Genomic DNA, 16,558 nt, shown 5'->3' on the forward strand with positions numbered 1-16,558 from the left:
GTGAGAACGCTACACTTTGTGGACCACGGTAGCAGTCGAGGAGCCAGAGTGTCCGGAGCGGCGTCACCCGACCGCTGGGGCGACGAGCACTCGATCGACCTCGGCGCGGTCGACGCGCCCCCCGACGAGGCCGCCCCGGCCCCGCTCCCCGCGGAGCCCCCCAAGCGCCGCTTCCGCTTCCCCAACGCCGCCATGGCGTTCGCCGCGGTCCTGCTGCTCCTCGCCGCGGGCGCGGTCGCCGTCGCCAAGTGGGCCCCGTTCGGCGAGCACGACGCGGAGAGCGTCGTCACCGGGTTCCTGGAGGCCGCGCAGGCGGGCGACATCGAAGGGGCCCTGGCCTTCACCGACCAGCCGCACGCCACCGGCGACTTCCTCGTGGACGAGGCGCTCGACACCCGCTGGAGCATCGTGGAGGTCGGGCAGGTCGCGAGCGCGCCGAGCGCCCGCGAGGGCCGGTACGTGTCGCAGGTGTACGCCGAGATCGAGGCGTTCGACGGGACCCGGGTCGGGTTCCGGTACTTCGTGGGCATCGAGGACGGCGAGGTCCGCATCGAGAACGCGCTCAGCGGCTCCGAGGCGTACCCGGCCTTCGACCACCTCGACGTCAACGGCGTCACCGTCCCCGTGGACGAGGCCATGGGGATCACGAACATCGTGCTGCTGCCGGGGATCTACGAGTTCTACCCCGAGCTGCCGTCCACGATGGAGCTGGAGACCGAGGGGGTCCTGCTGACGCTCGGGAACCGGTTCATCCCGCTCGGCGCCGAGTACGCGGACGAGTGGCTGCCGATCCCGTGGCCCACGGTCTCGCCGGAGGGGGAGGCGCTCATCGAGGAGGCGCTGCGCGCGCACCTCGACCGCTGCGCGATCGACCCCGACCCGGTGGACTGCCCGTTCGCGTTCCCCGACGACGCGTCCCGCACCGTCGCGCCCGCGCCCGGCGCGGTCTGGGAGATCACCGCCTACCCGGAGGTCCGGGCGCAGTGGTGGGGGTACGAGCTGCTCCAGGGCTTCATCCTGGTGACGACCGTGCCCGGCGAGGCGCGCATCCCGGTCGTGGTCACCGAGGACGGGACGCCCCGCGACGCGGTGGCGAGCTGCCCGGTCTGGGCCGACGGCCTCTACGCGGACCTGGACTTCGCGGGGGGCGCGGCCATCCACCGGCCCGACGGCACGACGCTCGAACGGTGCAGTTCCCTCGTGGAAGTGGACTGAGGCGCGGCGCAGCGACCGTGCGGCCCGGAGGCCGCGCAGCTCAGTCGTCCCGGGACGTCAGTCGCTGTGGATGACGCAGTCGCAGTCGACCCACGCGGGCGCGGCGGCGCGGTCGGTGTGGGTGATGGAGTAGTGGCCGCGGCTCTCCGACGCCCAGAGGGACGCGGGGCTCGCCGGCACGGTGGCCTCGACCTCGTGCGAGAGTTCGACGGGTTCGGGCGCCTCGGCCGGGGCGGTCTCCAATTGCTGGACCATTGCGTTCATCGCTCCTTAGTCTCTATCCGAGTCAAACGCAGAAACGGCTCGCATGGTTCCGGGCTTGAGAGCAGTCTCACAGCGCACTCGCACCGCCCAGATTAGCGCCCCCCGGCGACGGGCACATAACGGTTTCATGCCAATGGATCGCCGGGGGTGCAGGTCAGGGTCGCCTTATCAACCGTTCAGGTGAGGCTCCTACCAGGACGATTTCCGTATTCCGGGCAATTCTCCGCGGTGCGTCATCGCCCTGAGTCGGACACGCGACAGTTGGAACCTGCGGTATACGCCACGCGGCCGCCCGTCCACGGCGTCGCGGCTCCGCAGCCGCACCGGCGAGGAGTCCCGCGGCAGCCGCTGGAGCGCCCGCACCGCCGCCGCCCGCTCCTCCGGCGCCGTCCCCGGGGCCGCGACCAGGCGCTTCAGCTCCGCCCGCCGCTCCCGGTACCGGTCCACCAGGACCTCGCGCCGCCGCTGCCGCGCGATCGCGCTCTTCTTCGCCATCTCAGACCTTCCTTCCTTGATTCCTGATGCGATGTACGACGGCCTCGATGCCGTCGCGGTCGACGATCTTGATCCCCTTGGCGGACAGGTGCAGCCGCACCTGCCGCCCCTCGCTGGGCAGGTAGTACCGCTTGGTCTGCAGGTTCACGTCCCAGCGGCGCCGGGTCTTGTGCTTGGACCACGGCACGTTGTTGCCGAAGCCCGGCCCGGCCCCGGTCACGTCGCAAGTTCTGGACACGGTGCCCTCCTCTCGATCATCACCACTATAATGACAATCGTTTTCAGTTAGATCGGAGGTCCCATGTCCCAGCTCGCTCAACCCGGACCCGCCGGCACCCGCGCCGACCTGCGCCCGGCCCTGACGCTCCTCACCGGCTTCGCCCCCGGCGCCGTCCGTGCCGCCGCCGACCTGCTCGCCCGCACCGACCCGACCCTCCTCGTCGTCGGCTACGACCTCACCGCGCTCGCCGCCGACGGGGCCGTCCGCCGCACCGTGCGCGACGGCCGCGGCACGATCGAGGACGAGCGCACGGTCCTGGCCCACGGCTGCCTGTCCTGCACCGTCCGCGACGACCTCCTCCCGGCGCTCGTGCGGCTCGCCCGCGAGCGGCCCGGCTCGGACATCGCGCTGGTCCTGCCGCCGTCCATGGAGCCCGACACCGTCACCGCCGCGTGCGCCTGGTGCGAGATCGACGGCAGGCCCGTCACCGACGCGGTCCGCATCGACTCCGTGGTCGCCGTCTGCGACCCCGCGACCCTCCTCGACACCCTCGACTCCGACCAGGACCTCGCCGACCGCGGCCTCCACGCCGCCGCCGACGACGCCCGCTCCGTCGCCGACACGGCCGCCCGCCAGATCGAGTACGCCGACACCGTCCTCCTCTGGGCCCCCGGCACCGGTGCCGACTTCGAGCACACCCGCCTCGCGGTCCTCCTCCAGCGGCTCAACCCCTGGGCCCGCCACCTCGTCGCCGACCACGACGAGCCCGCGGCCCCCGGCCCCGAGGCCGCGGCACTGCGCGCGGCGCACTCGGAGGCGCTGTCGGCGCGCCTGCGCCGCAGCGGCCGCTTCGACCCCGACGGGCCCGAGCCCTACGGCCGCGGCCTGGAGGGCTACGCCGTCGGATGTCATGAGCCCGAACCGGACTGCGGCGTCGTCGCCGTCCTCTACAGGGCCCGGCGCCCGTTCCACCCCGGCCGCTTCCACGAGGCCCTCCCGCAGATCGCCGGCTCGACGCTCCGCGGCCGCGGCCACCTGTGGCTCGCGTCCCAGCCCGACGCGATCGCGGCCTGGGAGTCGAGCGGCGGCGGGGTCGCCATGGGCGGCCTCGGCCGCTGGCTCGCCGCCACCCCCGACGCGGAGTGGGACGAGTCCAGCCCCGAGCGCCGCGTCAACGCCGACCTGCACTGGGACGCCGACTACGGCGACCGGGAGGTCCAGCTCGCGTTCGTCGGCCTGCACTTCGCGGCCGACGAGCTGGCCGCCGTCCTCGACGCGTGCCTCCTCACCGACGAGGAGGCCGCCGCCGGTCCGGACGCATGGCGGGAATACGCAGACCCGTTCGAGGGTTGTCTCGATGGCAAGGAAGGGATTCAGGAATGAAGCAAGGCATACACCCGAACTACGACTACGTGGTCTTCCGCGACCGCGGCGCCGACTTCGCCTTCCTCACGCGGTCCACGGCCACCTCGGCCGAGACCGTGGAGTGGGAGGACGGCCGGACCTACCCGGTGATCGACGTCCAGATCTCCTCGGCCTCGCACCCGTTCTGGACCGGCAAGAGCCGCGTCATGGACGACGAGGGCCGCGTCGCCAAGTTCTACAAGCGCTACGGCCAGAAGGGCAAGTAGCGGCAGCGACCGCAGCAGGGGCCTCCCCGGCACCGGGAGGCCCCTGCTGTCGTGTCCGCAGGTATAGGCGGCTCAGCCGCCGGAGGAGTCGATCTCGGCCCCCACGGGGACCGTCCGGTCGTCGCGGTCGTCGAGCCACCCGTCGGGCAGCGAGACCTTGCCGGGGGAGTTGGTGCGCCCGCGCGGCTTGCCGATCGTGGACTCGGGGAACGGCGCGTCCGCGTCGAGCTTCCCGAGCAGGTCCTCCAGCTCGTTGAGACTGGAGACCATCGCCAGCTCGCGGCGCAGCTCGCCGCCGACCGGGAACCCCTTGAGGTACCAGGCGACGTGCTTGCGGAACTCGCGGCAGCCGTGCTCCTCTGCATTGATGTTCCGCCGCGCCTCGTAGGACTCGGCGCCCGCGATCCACTCCACGAGGAGCTGCGCGTGCCGCAGCATGACCTTCGCGACCTCCCCGAGGGACGGCATGAGGCGCGTTTCCCGCCCGCTGAACGCCGCCTCAAGGTCCCCGAAGAGCCAGGGCCGACCCAGGCAGCCCCGGCCGACCACGACGCCGTCGCAGCCCGTCTGGGCGGCCATGCGGACCGCGTCGTCGGCCTCCCAGACGTCGCCGTTGCCGAGCACCGGCACGTCCAGCAGTCCCTTGAGGTCGGCGATGGCGTCCCAGTCGGCGGTCCCGGAGTACCGCTCGGCCGCAGTGCGCCCGTGCAGCGCCACCCACGCGACCCCCGCGTCCTGCGCGATCAGGCCCGCCTCCCGGTAGGTGAGGTGGTCGTCGTCGATGCCCTTGCGCATCTTCACGGTGACGGGGATCCCCCGCTCGGCCGCGGTGTCCACGGCCGCGGTCACGATCTCCTTGAACAGGCGCCGCTTCCACGGCAGCGCGGAACCGCCGCCGCGCCGGGTCACCTTCGGGACCGGGCAGCCGAAGTTCAGGTCCACGTGGTCGGCGAGGTCCTCCTCCACGACCATCCGCACGGCCTTGCGCACCCCCTCGGGGTCCACGCCGTACAGCTGGAGGCTGCGCGTCTCCTCGTCCGGGTCGAACTCGATGAGCCGCATGGTCTTCGGGTTCCGCTCGGTGAGCGCCACCGTCGTGATCATCTCGCACACGTAGATCCCCGCGCCCTGCTCGCGGCAGAGCTTCCGGAACGGCAGGTTCGTGATCCCGGCCATCGGCGCCAGGACCACGGGCGGGGACACGGGCTTGCCCGCGAGCGAGAGCTGATTCGTCACCGGTCGATTATCCCAGCGTCGGCGCCGAGTGCCAAAACCCGGCGGCGTGACCGCCGCCGCGGAGCGGCGCCCCTGGGGCAGGCGACCTCTTTCGGGGGACAAGAACGCTCGCGGGCCCGATTCTTGTCGGACCCGCGAGCAAAGCTGGCACCCACGGTCCCCTCTGGGAGGGTGGGGGCTAGGGACGGTCTACTGCCTTCAGCTCTTCATCGGTGCTACTCAAGGTCGACCGTGACCGAGGCGGCCCAGGGCTTTCCGGCGACCTCGTAGGCCCCCGCGTAGCTGAAGCCGTCGCCGCCGACGGCCGCGCCGCCGGGGATCGTGGCCTGGCCGTCGAGGTAGGCGTGGAGCTTCTGGCCCTCGAAGTCCGAGACCAGGACCACCGCGGCGGTCCCGGCGTAGTTCTTCACGTCGAGCGCGGGCGTCTCCGAAGCGCACAGCGGGTCGGTCAGCCGCGAGTCCGCGAGCTGCTTGGCGACCTCGCCGCCCGCGACCCAGCTGATCGTCCCGGTGCCGCGGCTCGTCGCGATGAACTGGCCGCTCTGCGCGCCCACGACCAGGCACGTCGGGTTCGCCCCGACCTCCGTGGCCGCGGTCTCCGCGAGCTCCCGGTCCAGTTCGTGGACCGTCCCGTCGCTCGTCGCGACGGCCGGACCGGCCTCCGCGGCCGCGACGTCGGCCACGCCGCCGTCGAACGGCAGCGCCTCACCGGCGACGGCGTCGAACGCGAGCGCCGTGCCGTCGTAGTACTGCGCGGCGATTCCTTGCAGCGTCGAGGTCAGGTCCACGACCGCGACCTGGCTCGCGCTCAGGTCGCCGACGACCGCGTACCCGGAGCCCGCGACCGTGTCGCGCTGCGCCCCGTCCTCCACGGTCCCGCGCTCCAGCGCGAGCGAGCCGGCCGAGTCCGACCACGCGTCGACCGAGGTCGGCGCCGTGAACGGCAGCGCGACGGTCCCGAGGACCTGCGCCGTGGCGAAGTGCCCGGGGTTCGGCAGGCCGGGGTAGGACTCCGACCAGCTCGACGAGTACGAGCCGCTCTTGTCGCCCATGGCGATCACCACGAGCGCGCCGGTCTGCGACGCCGGGTTCCAGGTGGTCACGAGCGCCAGCTCGTTCCCGTCGGTGAGCGCGACGTCGGTGGGGACCTGCCCGTCGGGCAGGAGCAGGCACGTGCCGCCCTGCGCCCCCGAGATGCCCGCGGTCGCGATGACCCCGGACGAGAACGCGATCACCGAGTGCGCGCTGACCTCGTCGCTCTGCTCCGGCCGCGCGAGCGCGACCGGGCGGCCGAGGTCCACGCCGAGACCGGCGATGCACTCGGCGGTCGAGCCCTCCTGGAGTTCGAGTTCGGGCGCGCCGTCCTCGGAGAACCGGCCGCCCGCGCGGGGCGTGAGGCCGATGAGGTCGTCGGTGGACTCGACGGCGGTGACGTGGTCGATGCCGCTGAGCCCGGACTCGTCGGTGAGGTACCCGAGCTGGCCCTGGACGCTGCGGTCCGCGTCGCCCAGGAGCGGCGCGGTGGCGAGGGCGTCGCCGCCGGTCGCGGCCACTTCCTCGGCGCCCGAGGGGGCGCCGGCCTCGCCGTAGCGCCAGGCGAACCACTCGGCGGTGCCCGCGGCTCCGGCGAGCTGCGCGTACTGCTCGGCGCTCAGGGCCTCGTCGGCGCCGGGGCTCTCGCTGGCGCCGCCGTCGCTGGACTCGTCGCCGGGGTTGGACGGCTCGCTCGGCGGGGCCGCGCCCAGCATGAGGACGATGCCGATGATGAGGCCGAGCGTGATGAGCCCGCCGATGCCGTAGATGGCGTAGCGGACGCCGCGGTGCGTCGGCGGCGCGGCGCGCACCGGCGGAGCCTGCGAGGGCTCCGGCTCGGCGGCGGTCTCTTCGCTGCGGCGCTGCGCGGGGACCGCTTCGGCGGGCACGGTCTCGGTGACCGCGGCCTGCTCGCCGAAGGGCTGCGGGGCGTCGGCGGGGAACCGCTCGGCGCCGTAAGAGCTCTGCGGCGGTTCGGGGAACGCCGCGGGCGGCTGCTCCCCGTACTGCTGCTGCCCGCCGCCGAACGCCTGCTCCTGGAACGCGCCCTGGGGCTGCTCCTGGAACGCGTTCGGGGCCGGCGCCGGGGCCAGGTCCTGCTGGTAGGCGTCCTGCGGGGTCTGCCCGAAGGCGCCCTGCTCCTGGTACTGCTCCTGGTACTGCGGCTGCTCCGGGTACGCGCCCTGGGGGGCGGCCGGGAACGGGTCGGCCTGGTACTGCTGCTGCTCGGCCTGGTACGCCTCGCGGGCGGCCTGGGCCTCGGCCGCGAGCCGGTCGGCCTGGTACGGGTCGGACTGGTAGAGGTCCTGCCCGCCGGAGTCGCCGCGGTACTGGGTCTGGCCGTACACGTCGGCCTCGTACGGGTCGGCGCGCAGCTCGGGGAATTCCAGGCTCCCGCCCTGCTGCTGCGGCTCGGGGGCGTTGAAGCCCGGCCCGGACGCGGGGGCGGCGCCCGGGTCGGCGGGTCCGGCCTGGCCGGGGACGCCCGGCGGGGGCCATGCCGCGCCGCCGCCGGAGAGGCCGCGGGGGGTGTGGCCCTGCTGGGAGATCCAGTCCTGGTTCGAGCGGGGCGGCCAGTCGGCGGACTCACCCCAGTCGCCCTGCTGCTGCGGGGGCGCGCTCGCGGGCGCGCCCGGGGTCTCGAAGAGCGTTCCACGGACCTCGCCGACGCGCGGCGGCTCGCCGCCGAGGTCGGCCGACCACTCGTTCCGCCGGGCCTCGGGATCGAGGTCGTCGCGGGCCGCGGGTTCGCCGAACAGGTTCGGGCCCGCGGGCTGACGGGGATCGGACGCCTCTTCATCCGGCGCTGCGGAAGGCAGGTGACCCACCCCGCGCGCGGTGATTCGGGGCGGATTCGTGGGTGTGGCCGCGGGTTCGCTGGTGGGAGGCCAGGAGGGCGGCTGCTCGGGCGATGGGTCCGGCATGATAGGCGACTCTAGCTGATCGGGACGCGCAACCGTGAGGCGTGGTCGGGAAAGATGTTGACGAGGAACATGGTACAGCGGGGCCCCCACCTGGATGTTCTTCGGCGCCAAGCGGTTCGGGGATGCCCGAAGGGGACGTGACCTTCGCCGCGGGCGTGTCGTCCGGTCGCCTCACAACCGCCGCATCCGCCGCCGCGGTGTCGGACCCACCGGGCAGAATGGTGAAGGCAGCGAAAGAGGTGAACAGTGGCGGGGCGAATCCGGGACGCCGACATCCAGCTCGTGCGCGAGCGGGTGGACATCGCCGAGGTCATCGGCGAGCGCGTCACCCTGCGCAACGCCGGCGGCGGCAACCTCAAGGGGCTGTGCCCCTTCCATGACGAGCGCTCGCCGAGCTTCAACGTCACCCCCGCGCGGGGCGTGTACCACTGCTTCGGCTGCGGTGTGGGCGGCGACGCGATCACGTTCCTCACCGAGCTCGACGGGCTCACGTTCGTGGAGGCCGTGGAGCGGCTCGCGGGCAAGGCCGGGCTGAAGCTCACGTACGAGGACATCGACGGGCGCGTGCAGCGCGGCCCCTCGGGCGCGCCCGGCATGAAGCAGCGGCTCCTCGACGCGCACACCGCGGCCGCCGAGTTCTACACCGGGAAGCTCCTGGCCCCCGAGGCGATGACGGCCCGGCAGTTCCTGTCCGCGCGCGGCTTCGACCGGGACGCGGCGGCCACCTTCGGCTGCGGGTACGCGCCCGACGGATGGGACGCGCTCGCGAAGCACTTGCGCGCCAAGGGCTTCACCGCGGAGGAGCTGACCCAGGCGGGCCTGGCGAAGCCCTCGCGCAGCGGCAGCCTCATCGACCGGTTCCGCCGCCGCCTGGTGTGGCCGATCCGCGACTCGTCCGGCTCGGTCATCGGCTTCGGGGCGCGCAAGCTCTTCGACGACGACCAGGGCCCGAAGTACCTGAACACGCCCGAGACGCCCCTGTACAAGAAGTCGCAGGTGCTCTACGGGATCGACCTGGCGCGCAAGGACATCGCGAAGACCGGCCGGGTCGTGATCGTCGAGGGGTACACCGACGTCATGGCCTGCCACCTCGCGGGCGTGCCGATGGCGGTCGCCACGTGCGGCACCGCGTTCGGCGCCGAGCACATCCGGGTGCTGCGCCGGTTCCTGTTCGACTCCGAGTCCGCAGACGGGCGGATCATCTTCACGTTCGACGGCGACGAGGCGGGCCAGCGGGCCGCCCTGAAAGCCTTCGACGAGGAGCAGCGGTTCGTCTCCCAGACGTACATCGCCGTCACCCCCGGCGGGCAGGACCCGTGCGAGCTGCGCCAGTCCGCGGGCGACACGGCCGTGCGCGAGCTCATCGAGCGGCACACGCCCCTCGTGCAGTTCGCGATCGAACGCGCCATCGCCAAGCACGACCTCGACACCGCCGAGGGCCGCCTCCACGCCACCCGCGCCATCGCGCCGCTGCTCGCGCGCGTCAAGGACCGCGGCCTCGTCGAGGAGTACCTCGGCGTGTACGCCGGGCGCCTCGGCAAGGAGAAGGCCGAGCTGCGCCGCGCCGTCCAGGGCGCCGCCGCCGGGCAGGCCCCCGCCGAGGCCCCGCCGCAGCCGCGCCGCGAGTCCCGCGCCGACTCGATGCAGCTGCGCGCCCAGCGCGAGGTCCTCAAGGTCGCGTTGCAGCAGCCGCAGGTCGCCGGGCCCTACTTCGACGCCGTCGACGCCGCGCCCTACACCGACCCGAACTACCGGGCCGTCCGCGAGGCCGTCGCCGCCGCCGGGGGCGCCGCCCACGCCACGGCCGGCCCGAACTGGGTCGCCGCCGTCCAGGCCGCGTGCGCCGAGATCGCCGCCGGGGCCCTCGTCTCCGAACTCGCCGTCGAGGAGCTGCGGCTCGCGGGCGAACCCGACGCGCTGTACGTGCGCACGATCCTCGCGCGCATCCAGCGGCCCGTCGTCGAAGCCGAGGTCGCCGACCTCAAGCGCCGCCTCCAGCGCATCAACCCCAGCACCGACAAGGACCAGTACATGTCCCTGTTCGGGCAGCTCATGGGCCTCGAACAGCACGTGCGGTCCCTGCGCGACCAGGCCGCGAACGCCTTCGAGTAGCCGAAAGGCCGCCCCCGTCGCCGGGAGCGGCCTAGAAGATTCGGTCTACGCCGCGGGTGCGGGCTGCGGATTGCGCAGCGGCTCGCCGTGGGCGTGCAGCTCGGCGAGGACTTCCTTCCACGACGCGATCAGGCCCGTCGAGTGGTAGGGGATGTCCTTCTCGTTGCAGAACTGCTCCACGATCGGCTGCGCCTTGCTCAGGTTCACCGACGGCATGGCCGGGAAGAGGTGGTGCTCGATCTGGTAGTTCAGGCCGCCGAGGGCGAAGTTCGTGAACCAGCCGCCGTTGACGTTGCGGGAGGTCAGGACCTGCTTGCGCAGGAAGTCGAGTTCGGTCTCGCCGACCAGCGTCGGCATGCCCTTGTGGTTCGGCGCGAAGACCGAGCCCATGTACAGGCCCCACACGGCCTTGTGCACCAGGAGGAAGACGACGGCCTTGCCGGGGGAGAGCACGATGAACAGGGCGCTCAGGTAGGCGGCCCAGTGGAGGCCGAGGAACAGGGCCTCCCAGCCGCGGTTCTTCAGGCCCGGCTTCAGGACCGACTTGACGCCCGACCAGTTCAGGTTGAGGCCCTCAAGGAGCAGGATCGGGAAGAACAGCTGCGCCTGGTACTTGCCGAACCAGGTGGCGATGCCCTGCGCGAAGCCCGCCTGGCGCTTCGACCACACGAACAGGCCAGGGGCGACGTCGGGGTCGAGCTCCTCGTGGTTGGGGTTGGCGTGGTGGCGGTTGTGCTTGTCGTTCCACCAGCCGTAGCCCATGCCGTTGGCGAGGTTGCCGGTGAACCAGCCCAGGCGCTCGGAAGTGGCGCGGCTGCGGATCACCTGGCGGTGCGCCAGGTCGTGGCCGATGAACGCGACCTGGGTGCTCACCAGCGCCAGGAAGGCCGCCGTGAACATCTGGAGCCAGGTGTCGCCGATCATGACGAAGGCCACCCATGTGCCGACGTAGACCGCGGTCATCGCCGCGAACCGGATCACGTAGTACGCCGGGCGACGCTGCATCAACCCTGCCTCGTTGATACGCCGTCCGAGTTCGGCGAAGTCGCTACCGCTCCGCTTGGGAGCCGGGGCCTCGGCCACGGGCAGGGTCATCGTCATGGGAGCTTCCGTTCTGTCGGGGTCGTTCACGACCCTCTAAGCCTCCCGGTTCGGCGCCCGCAAGTCGCTACCGCTGACCCGTCAATAGGGGTAGTGCTTGCCCTACCTTTCCCAGCTCCCTCCCAGCTTCGGTCAGCGCAGCGTAAGGGCCGACTCCGGATCGCGTAAGGGACCGCACGAAGAGTAAGGAGTGGAACGATGTCACATGAGGGATCTAGGCTCGAAGGCATGCCTGATGACAACGAGATCCTGGTCAGCGCCGCCGACCTGCGGAAGAGCTACGGCGAGCACGAGGCCGTCCGCGGCGTCGACTTCGCCATCCGCCGCGGGGAGGCGTTCGGCTTCCTCGGCGCCAACGGGGCCGGGAAGTCCACCACCATGCGGATGATCGGCTGCGTCTCGCAACCCACCGGCGGCACCCTGGAGGTCTTCGGCCGCGACCCGCACACCGACGGCGCCGCCATCCGCGCCCGCCTCGGCGTCGTCCCCCAGGACAACACCCTCGACGACATGCTCACCGTCTTCGAGAACCTCGTCGTCTACGCCGGGTACTTCGGCATCAGGAAGAAGGCCGCCCGCGAGAAGGCCGCCGAACTCCTCGACTTCGTGCAGCTCACCGCCCGCGCCAAGGACCAGGTCTCCGACCTCTCCGGCGGCATGCAGCGCCGCCTCGCCATCGCCAGGTCCCTCATCAACGACCCCGAACTGGTCATCCTCGACGAGCCCACCACCGGCCTCGACCCCCAGGCCCGCCACCTCGTCTGGGAGCGCCTCTTCCAGCTCAAGCACCGCGGCGTCTCCATCCTCCTCACCACCCACTACATGGACGAGGCCGAGCAGCTCTGCGACCGCCTCGTCGTCATGGACGAAGGCCGCATCATCGCCTCCGGCTCCCCCCGCGAGCTCATCGACACCCACGTCACCAAAGAGGTCGTCGAACTGCGCTTCGGCACCGCCCACACCGCCGAGCTCGCCGCCCTCGCCCACACCCTCGACGGCGTCGGCGCCCAGATCGAGCCCCTCCCCGACAAGATCCTCGTCTACACCGACGACGCCGACGACACCAGCGCCGCCCTCGAAGCCCGCGACATCCACCCGTCCTCGGTCCTCGCCCGCCGCGCCACCCTCGAAGACGTCTTCCTCCGCCTCACCGGCCGCGCCCTCGTGGAGGACGAGGCGTGACCACCACCGCAGCCACCACCGCCGAGGCGACCGCCGACCGCGAGGCCCCCACCGCCCTCGAAGGCGCCTGGCGCGCCTTCACCCTCCAGCTCGCCCTCTTCAAGCACGTCTGGCACGGCACCATCTTCACGTCCGTGCTCCTGCCGATCCTCTACATGGTCTCCATCGGCATCGGCGTCGGCGCCTACATCGACCCGTCCTCCCTCGGCGGCCTCGAATACGCCCAGTTCATCGCCCCCGGCCTCATCTGCTCCGTCGCCGTCATGATGCTCGGCAACGACATGGTCTTCCCCGTCTTCGGCGGCTACGCCGACTGGGGCGGCGGCTACCTCGCCCAGCGCGCCACCCCCCTGCGCCCCGTCGACATCCTCAACGGCCACCTCGCGTACGCGGTCCTGTTCCGCCCCTTCACGAACTGCACCATCGTCGCCGTCGTCCTCGCGTTCTTCGGCGTCTACGCCTCCTGGTGGGCCGCGTTCGCCGTCATCGCCGCCGCCCTCGTCTCCGCCGCGATGGCCCCCTGGATGCACGCCTGGGCCTCCACCCTCAAGAACGACTCGAACCTCAACATGATCTTCCGGTTCGCCGTCATGCCGATCTCCCTGTTCTCCGGGGTGTTCTTCCCCGCCGACCAGATGCCGGCGTTCCTCCAGCCGCTCGTGTGGGTCTCGCCCCTGTGGCACGGCACCGAACTCGCCCGCGCCGCCACCGCCGACGTCGCGCCCGCACTCCCGCCCTACGCCCACATCGCCTACCTCGCGCTGCTCGCCGTGACAGGGTGGTTCGCCGCCCGCCGCGTCATCGAGCGACGCCTCAACTTCTAGGGAGCCCGCGTGTCCGTCATCGCCTACGGCGCCGCCCGCGCCGGCCTCCGCAACTCCGGGGCCCTGCTCAACCGCAACTGGGTCGCCATGCGCCGCGCCTGGATCCTCGTCCTCTCCGGCGCCGTCGAATCACTGCTGTTCCTGTTCGCCTTCGGATTCGGCGTCGGCGCCCTCGTCGGGGACATCACGCTCCCCAACGGCACCACCGTCTCCTACACCGCCTACGTCGCACCCGCGATCCTCGCGAACGCCGCCATGATGGGCGTCCTCGCCGAGACCTCCATCAACGTGTTCGCCAAGTTCAAGTGGATGAAGGTCTACGACGGCATCCTCAACACCCCGCTGCGCCCCTGGGACGTCGCCCTCGGCGAGGTCTGGTGGGCCCTCATCCGCGGCTTCACCTACATCGGCGCGTTCGTGGTCGTCATGGGGCTCTTCGGACTCCTCGACTCCTGGTGGGCCCTCCTGGCGATCCCCGCGTGCGTGTTCATCGCGCTGGCGTTCGCCGGGATCGGCCTGACGCTCGCGACGCTCTTCCGCGACTGGACCGACTTCGACTGGATGAACGCGGTCGTGTTCGCGATGTTCCTCTTCGGCGGCACGTTCACGCCGGTCGAGGCGTACCCGGCGTTCGCCCAGCCGGTCGTCTACGTCATGCCGCTCTACCACGGGATCGAGCTGGTCCGCGGCATCAGCCTGGGCCAGCTCGGCCCGATGATGCTGGTGCACATCGGGTACCTGATGGCGCTCGCGGTGGGCGGGATGTGGATCGCGCAGCGCCGACTTGCACGGGCTCTGTATAAGTAGCAGTGGTCAAGCAGCAGGCCGCGTCCCCGTCCGCGGGGGCGCGGCTGACCTATTTGTAAGAAAGTTTTCTTCATGTGTGATCTTCACAACGAAGGAAATCTTCGGTACGTTCCCCTTATGAGACACCGAAACCGACGAATCGCACTCCTCGTCGCGGCGCTCCTCACCGCGGTCGCAGCCTCCTTTGTGCCGACCCTGGTCTCGAACGCCGACGACTTCACGGCGCAGGCCGTCTCCCACAAGAGCCCGTTCAACTGCAACAAGACGTTCTACGCGAACAACTGGCTGGGCACCCCGGCCCACAACCCCGCGAAGTCCATCGACTGGCAGACGTACGGCTCCGACGCCATCAACGGCGAGACCGTCCGGGCCACCGCCGCGGGCACCGCCTACTTCTACAACGAGGGCAACACCTCTTACGGCCGCTGGGTCAAGGTCGTCCACTCCGACGGCACCCAGACCCGCTACGCCCACCTCGCCACCCAGGTGAAGGCCCCCGGCTCCTCCATGTCCGTCTCGCAGGGCACCATCATCGGCACCGTCGGCTCCACCGGCGGCTCCAACGCCCCGCACCTCCACTACGAGCAGCGCAACGCCAGCGGCACGGTCGTCAGCCCGGTCGTCGAGGGCGTCTCGGTCCCCCAGGGCACCAAGAAGGCCATCACCTCGACCAACGGCTGCTCCGGCGGCGGCAACCCGTACACCCCGGGCGAGGTCTGCGGCTCCGGCTACTCCCAGATCAACCAGCACGCGCTCGGCTCGGTCGGCGCGATCTTCCTGATGTACAACAGCTCCAACGGCTACAACTGCGTCGTGACCCTGAAGTACACCAGCGTCGGCACCGCCTCCGCGGTCTCCGCCACCCTCCAGGCCGAAGGGGGCACGGTATCGAAGGACTCCGGCAGCTTCGCGTACTACGCGGGGCCGGTGAAGAAGTCCGCCCCCAACACCTGCGTCAAATGGGGAGGCTCGGTCGGCTCGACCACCTGGACGAGCGGCTGGAGCCATTGCGGCTGACCCGCCACTGAATGAAGCCCGCTAAGGTGGGCGCTTGAATCCTCCCCTCCCGCGAGGGAGGGGATTTCAGGCTCACGCTGCTCGATCACCCTGCGGGTGAACGAGTCTGACGCGATCAACACCATCCGGGTCGAGACCTGCCCGGGCCAGCACCACGCGTGCGGAGTTCTTGTCTCGCGGTGAGACGGCTCCGCACGCGGTGCAGGCGTAGATCCGTTGGGAGAGTGGAAGTGCGTGCTTGGCTCTCGCTCCGCACTGCGAGCAGTCCGTGGTGGTGTGGGCCGGATGGACCAGCCGCAGATCCCGGACGTGCTTGCGGCTCATCTCGATGAGCGCGCTCTTGGCGGCACCGATCGCACCGTCCGCGGCCTTCCCGGCCAGAGTGGATCGGGCCATGAACTTCGGGCGGAAATCCTCCACCGCGATCCGATCGTGGTCGCGCACGACGCGCTTCGCCCATTTTCGGGCGGTGTCGGACCGCTGCCTGGCGACCTTCTTGAACGCCTTCGCCGCCTGCTCCCTGGCCCGGAGATAGCCGCGGGTCTGCGCCTTCCCCCTCGGCCGACGCCGTCGTGCCATCATGCGCTGGTAGCGGGCGAGTTTCTCGGACGCCCGTTTGCCGTGCCCGGCATGCGGCAGATCGTGGTCGTCGGACGTGGTCGTGGCGGTGACGGTCACGCCCCAGTCGATGCCGATCGCCGCTCCGGTGGCCGGCAGCGGCTCGGTGCTGGAGGGGACGACGAACGACGCGTACCAGTGGCCGAGGCGGTCGAGATGGACGCGCACGCTCGACGGCGCCGCAGGCAGCGGCCGCGACCACACGACGGGCACCGAGATGCCGCCCGCCAGGTTGAGCCGCCCCTCTTTGATCCGGAAGCCGCGCAACGTGTAGTTGAGCGTGGGCGCGGCGACATCCCGCTTCTTGAACCGCGGCATGCCCGCTCGGAGCCGGACCGGGAGCCGCTCCTTGACGTCCTTCATCGCCTTGGCCCGGGACGCGGCGAAGTCGCGGACGGTCTGCTGCTGCGGCACCGATGCGCCGCTTCCGAGCCAGGGCTGCGCGGAGCGCCAACCCGTGAGGCGCCTGTCCAGCTGTGCGGGTCCGCAGGTGTTCCCGACCCGATGCGCTTCACGGGAATCGGCGACGCACTGGTTCCAGACCCACCGGCAACGGTCCCACTCCTCGCGCAGAGCCGTCTCCGCGGTCGACGACACCCGGAGCCTGTAGGTGTACCGGGCGTATCCGGTCTCCGGCTTCGACGATGGTGTCGTCATGACACCAGATTACCACTATGATCATCGATCATGGAACCTGAAACGCGCCTCACCCTTCGGTTGCCGTCCGACGTGCACACGCGGCTGACGGACAAGGCCAAGACCGCGCGGCGATCGCTCAACGCCGAGATCGTCTACCGTCTGGAGAGCAGTCTGAGGAATGAGGCCGAGCTGCCTTCCGATCCCTCGGACCGCCGTGATTCGCTATGAGGCGAACCGGAC

Annotated in this window: 16 protein-coding genes; 9 read left to right on the plus strand and 7 right to left on the minus strand. The window is 71.3% G+C overall.

From position 1 onward, the window contains the following. The first annotated feature begins 48 nt into the window (after positions 1-48). On the plus strand, positions 49-1,215 hold the full coding sequence (locus tag AB0A65_RS19855) for a hypothetical protein (protein ID WP_359953120.1): 1,167 nt from the start codon (positions 49-51) through the stop codon (positions 1,213-1,215). A 57-nt stretch (positions 1,216-1,272) separates the two neighbouring features. Here the strand turns inward: AB0A65_RS19855 and AB0A65_RS19860 are convergent, their stop codons facing one another. The 3 genes from AB0A65_RS19860 to rpmB all read right to left on the minus strand — a co-directional run bounded on the left by AB0A65_RS19860 (position 1,273) and on the right by rpmB (position 2,212). Then, positions 1,273-1,479, minus strand: a complete 207-nt coding sequence (locus tag AB0A65_RS19860; protein WP_359953122.1) for a hypothetical protein — start codon at positions 1,477-1,479, stop codon at positions 1,273-1,275. A 189-nt stretch (positions 1,480-1,668) separates the two neighbouring features. Continuing rightward, entirely contained in the window at positions 1,669-1,974 is a 306-nt protein-coding gene (gene rpsN / locus AB0A65_RS19865) for a 30S ribosomal protein S14 (RefSeq protein WP_359953123.1), read from the minus strand. Between the two features lies 1 nt (position 1,975). After that, positions 1,976-2,212 carry a 50S ribosomal protein L28 gene (gene rpmB / locus AB0A65_RS19870; RefSeq protein WP_359953125.1) on the minus strand — a complete coding sequence of 79 codons (237 nt, stop codon included), beginning with the start codon at positions 2,210-2,212 and terminating at the stop codon, positions 1,976-1,978. Between the two features lie 63 nt (positions 2,213-2,275). On the opposite strand from rpmB, the gene AB0A65_RS19875 reads away from it, so the two are divergent. Together AB0A65_RS19875 and AB0A65_RS19880 are read left to right on the plus strand one after the other, a co-directional pair. Then, positions 2,276-3,577 (plus strand): GTP-binding protein, encoded by a 1,302-nt coding sequence (locus AB0A65_RS19875; protein WP_359953127.1) that lies wholly within the window; start codon positions 2,276-2,278, stop codon positions 3,575-3,577. Then, positions 3,574-3,825: a type B 50S ribosomal protein L31 gene (locus AB0A65_RS19880; protein ID WP_359953129.1), complete on the plus strand. Its 252-nt coding sequence runs from the start codon at positions 3,574-3,576 to the stop codon at positions 3,823-3,825. The genes AB0A65_RS19875 and AB0A65_RS19880 overlap by 4 nt, the downstream gene beginning before the upstream one ends. A gap of 72 nt (positions 3,826-3,897) precedes the next feature. Here AB0A65_RS19880 and dusB read toward each other — a convergent pair whose 3' ends face one another. Together dusB and AB0A65_RS19890 are read right to left on the minus strand one after the other, a co-directional pair. Then, positions 3,898-5,061 (minus strand): tRNA dihydrouridine synthase DusB, encoded by a 1,164-nt coding sequence (gene dusB, locus AB0A65_RS19885; protein WP_359953131.1) that lies wholly within the window; start codon positions 5,059-5,061, stop codon positions 3,898-3,900. Between the two features lie 215 nt (positions 5,062-5,276). Beyond that, positions 5,277-7,922, minus strand: a complete 2,646-nt coding sequence (locus AB0A65_RS19890; RefSeq protein WP_359953133.1) for a hypothetical protein — start codon at positions 7,920-7,922, stop codon at positions 5,277-5,279. A gap of 342 nt (positions 7,923-8,264) precedes the next feature. Here AB0A65_RS19890 and dnaG point away from each other — a divergent pair, with 342 nt between their 5' ends. After that, positions 8,265-10,130 carry a DNA primase gene (gene dnaG / locus AB0A65_RS19895; protein ID WP_359953135.1) on the plus strand — a complete coding sequence of 622 codons (1,866 nt, stop codon included), beginning with the start codon at positions 8,265-8,267 and terminating at the stop codon, positions 10,128-10,130. 45 nt (positions 10,131-10,175) lie between these two features. Here the strand turns inward: dnaG and AB0A65_RS19900 are convergent, their stop codons facing one another. After that, entirely contained in the window at positions 10,176-11,135 is a 960-nt protein-coding gene (locus tag AB0A65_RS19900; protein WP_359953137.1) for an acyl-CoA desaturase, read from the minus strand. A 324-nt stretch (positions 11,136-11,459) separates the two neighbouring features. Here AB0A65_RS19900 and AB0A65_RS19905 point away from each other — a divergent pair, with 324 nt between their 5' ends. The 4 genes from AB0A65_RS19905 (at position 11,460) to AB0A65_RS19920 (ending at position 15,061) form a co-directional block, all read left to right on the plus strand. After that, positions 11,460-12,413, plus strand: coding sequence for an ABC transporter ATP-binding protein (locus AB0A65_RS19905; protein WP_359953139.1), 954 nt, complete (start codon positions 11,460-11,462; stop codon positions 12,411-12,413). Beyond that, a complete protein-coding gene (locus AB0A65_RS19910) occupies positions 12,410-13,237 on the plus strand; it encodes an ABC transporter permease (RefSeq protein WP_359953141.1) in 828 nt (275 codons plus the stop codon). Before AB0A65_RS19905 ends, AB0A65_RS19910 begins: the two co-directional genes overlap by 4 nt. 9 nt (positions 13,238-13,246) lie before the next feature. Further along, the gene (locus tag AB0A65_RS19915; protein WP_359953143.1) at positions 13,247-14,044 is read left to right on the plus strand and encodes an ABC transporter permease; all 798 of its coding nucleotides are present in this window, start codon (positions 13,247-13,249) and stop codon (positions 14,042-14,044) included. Between the two features lie 117 nt (positions 14,045-14,161). Next, the gene (locus AB0A65_RS19920; RefSeq protein WP_359953145.1) at positions 14,162-15,061 is read left to right on the plus strand and encodes a M23 family metallopeptidase; all 900 of its coding nucleotides are present in this window, start codon (positions 14,162-14,164) and stop codon (positions 15,059-15,061) included. Positions 15,062-15,133: 72 nt separating this feature from the next. Here the strand turns inward: AB0A65_RS19920 and AB0A65_RS19925 are convergent, their stop codons facing one another. Beyond that, complete coding sequence (locus AB0A65_RS19925) at positions 15,134-16,336, minus strand: transposase (RefSeq protein ID WP_359953147.1); 1,203 nt, start codon at positions 16,334-16,336, stop codon at positions 15,134-15,136. A 30-nt stretch (positions 16,337-16,366) separates the two neighbouring features. Here AB0A65_RS19925 and AB0A65_RS19930 point away from each other — a divergent pair, with 30 nt between their 5' ends. Then, entirely contained in the window at positions 16,367-16,546 is a 180-nt protein-coding gene (locus tag AB0A65_RS19930) for an Arc family DNA-binding protein (protein WP_359953149.1), read from the plus strand. Positions 16,547-16,558 lie beyond the last annotated feature (12 nt).

This window comes from Glycomyces sp. NPDC047010 (assembly GCF_040644205.1).
In the GTDB taxonomy this organism is placed as follows: domain Bacteria; phylum Actinomycetota; class Actinomycetes; order Mycobacteriales; family Micromonosporaceae; genus Glycomyces.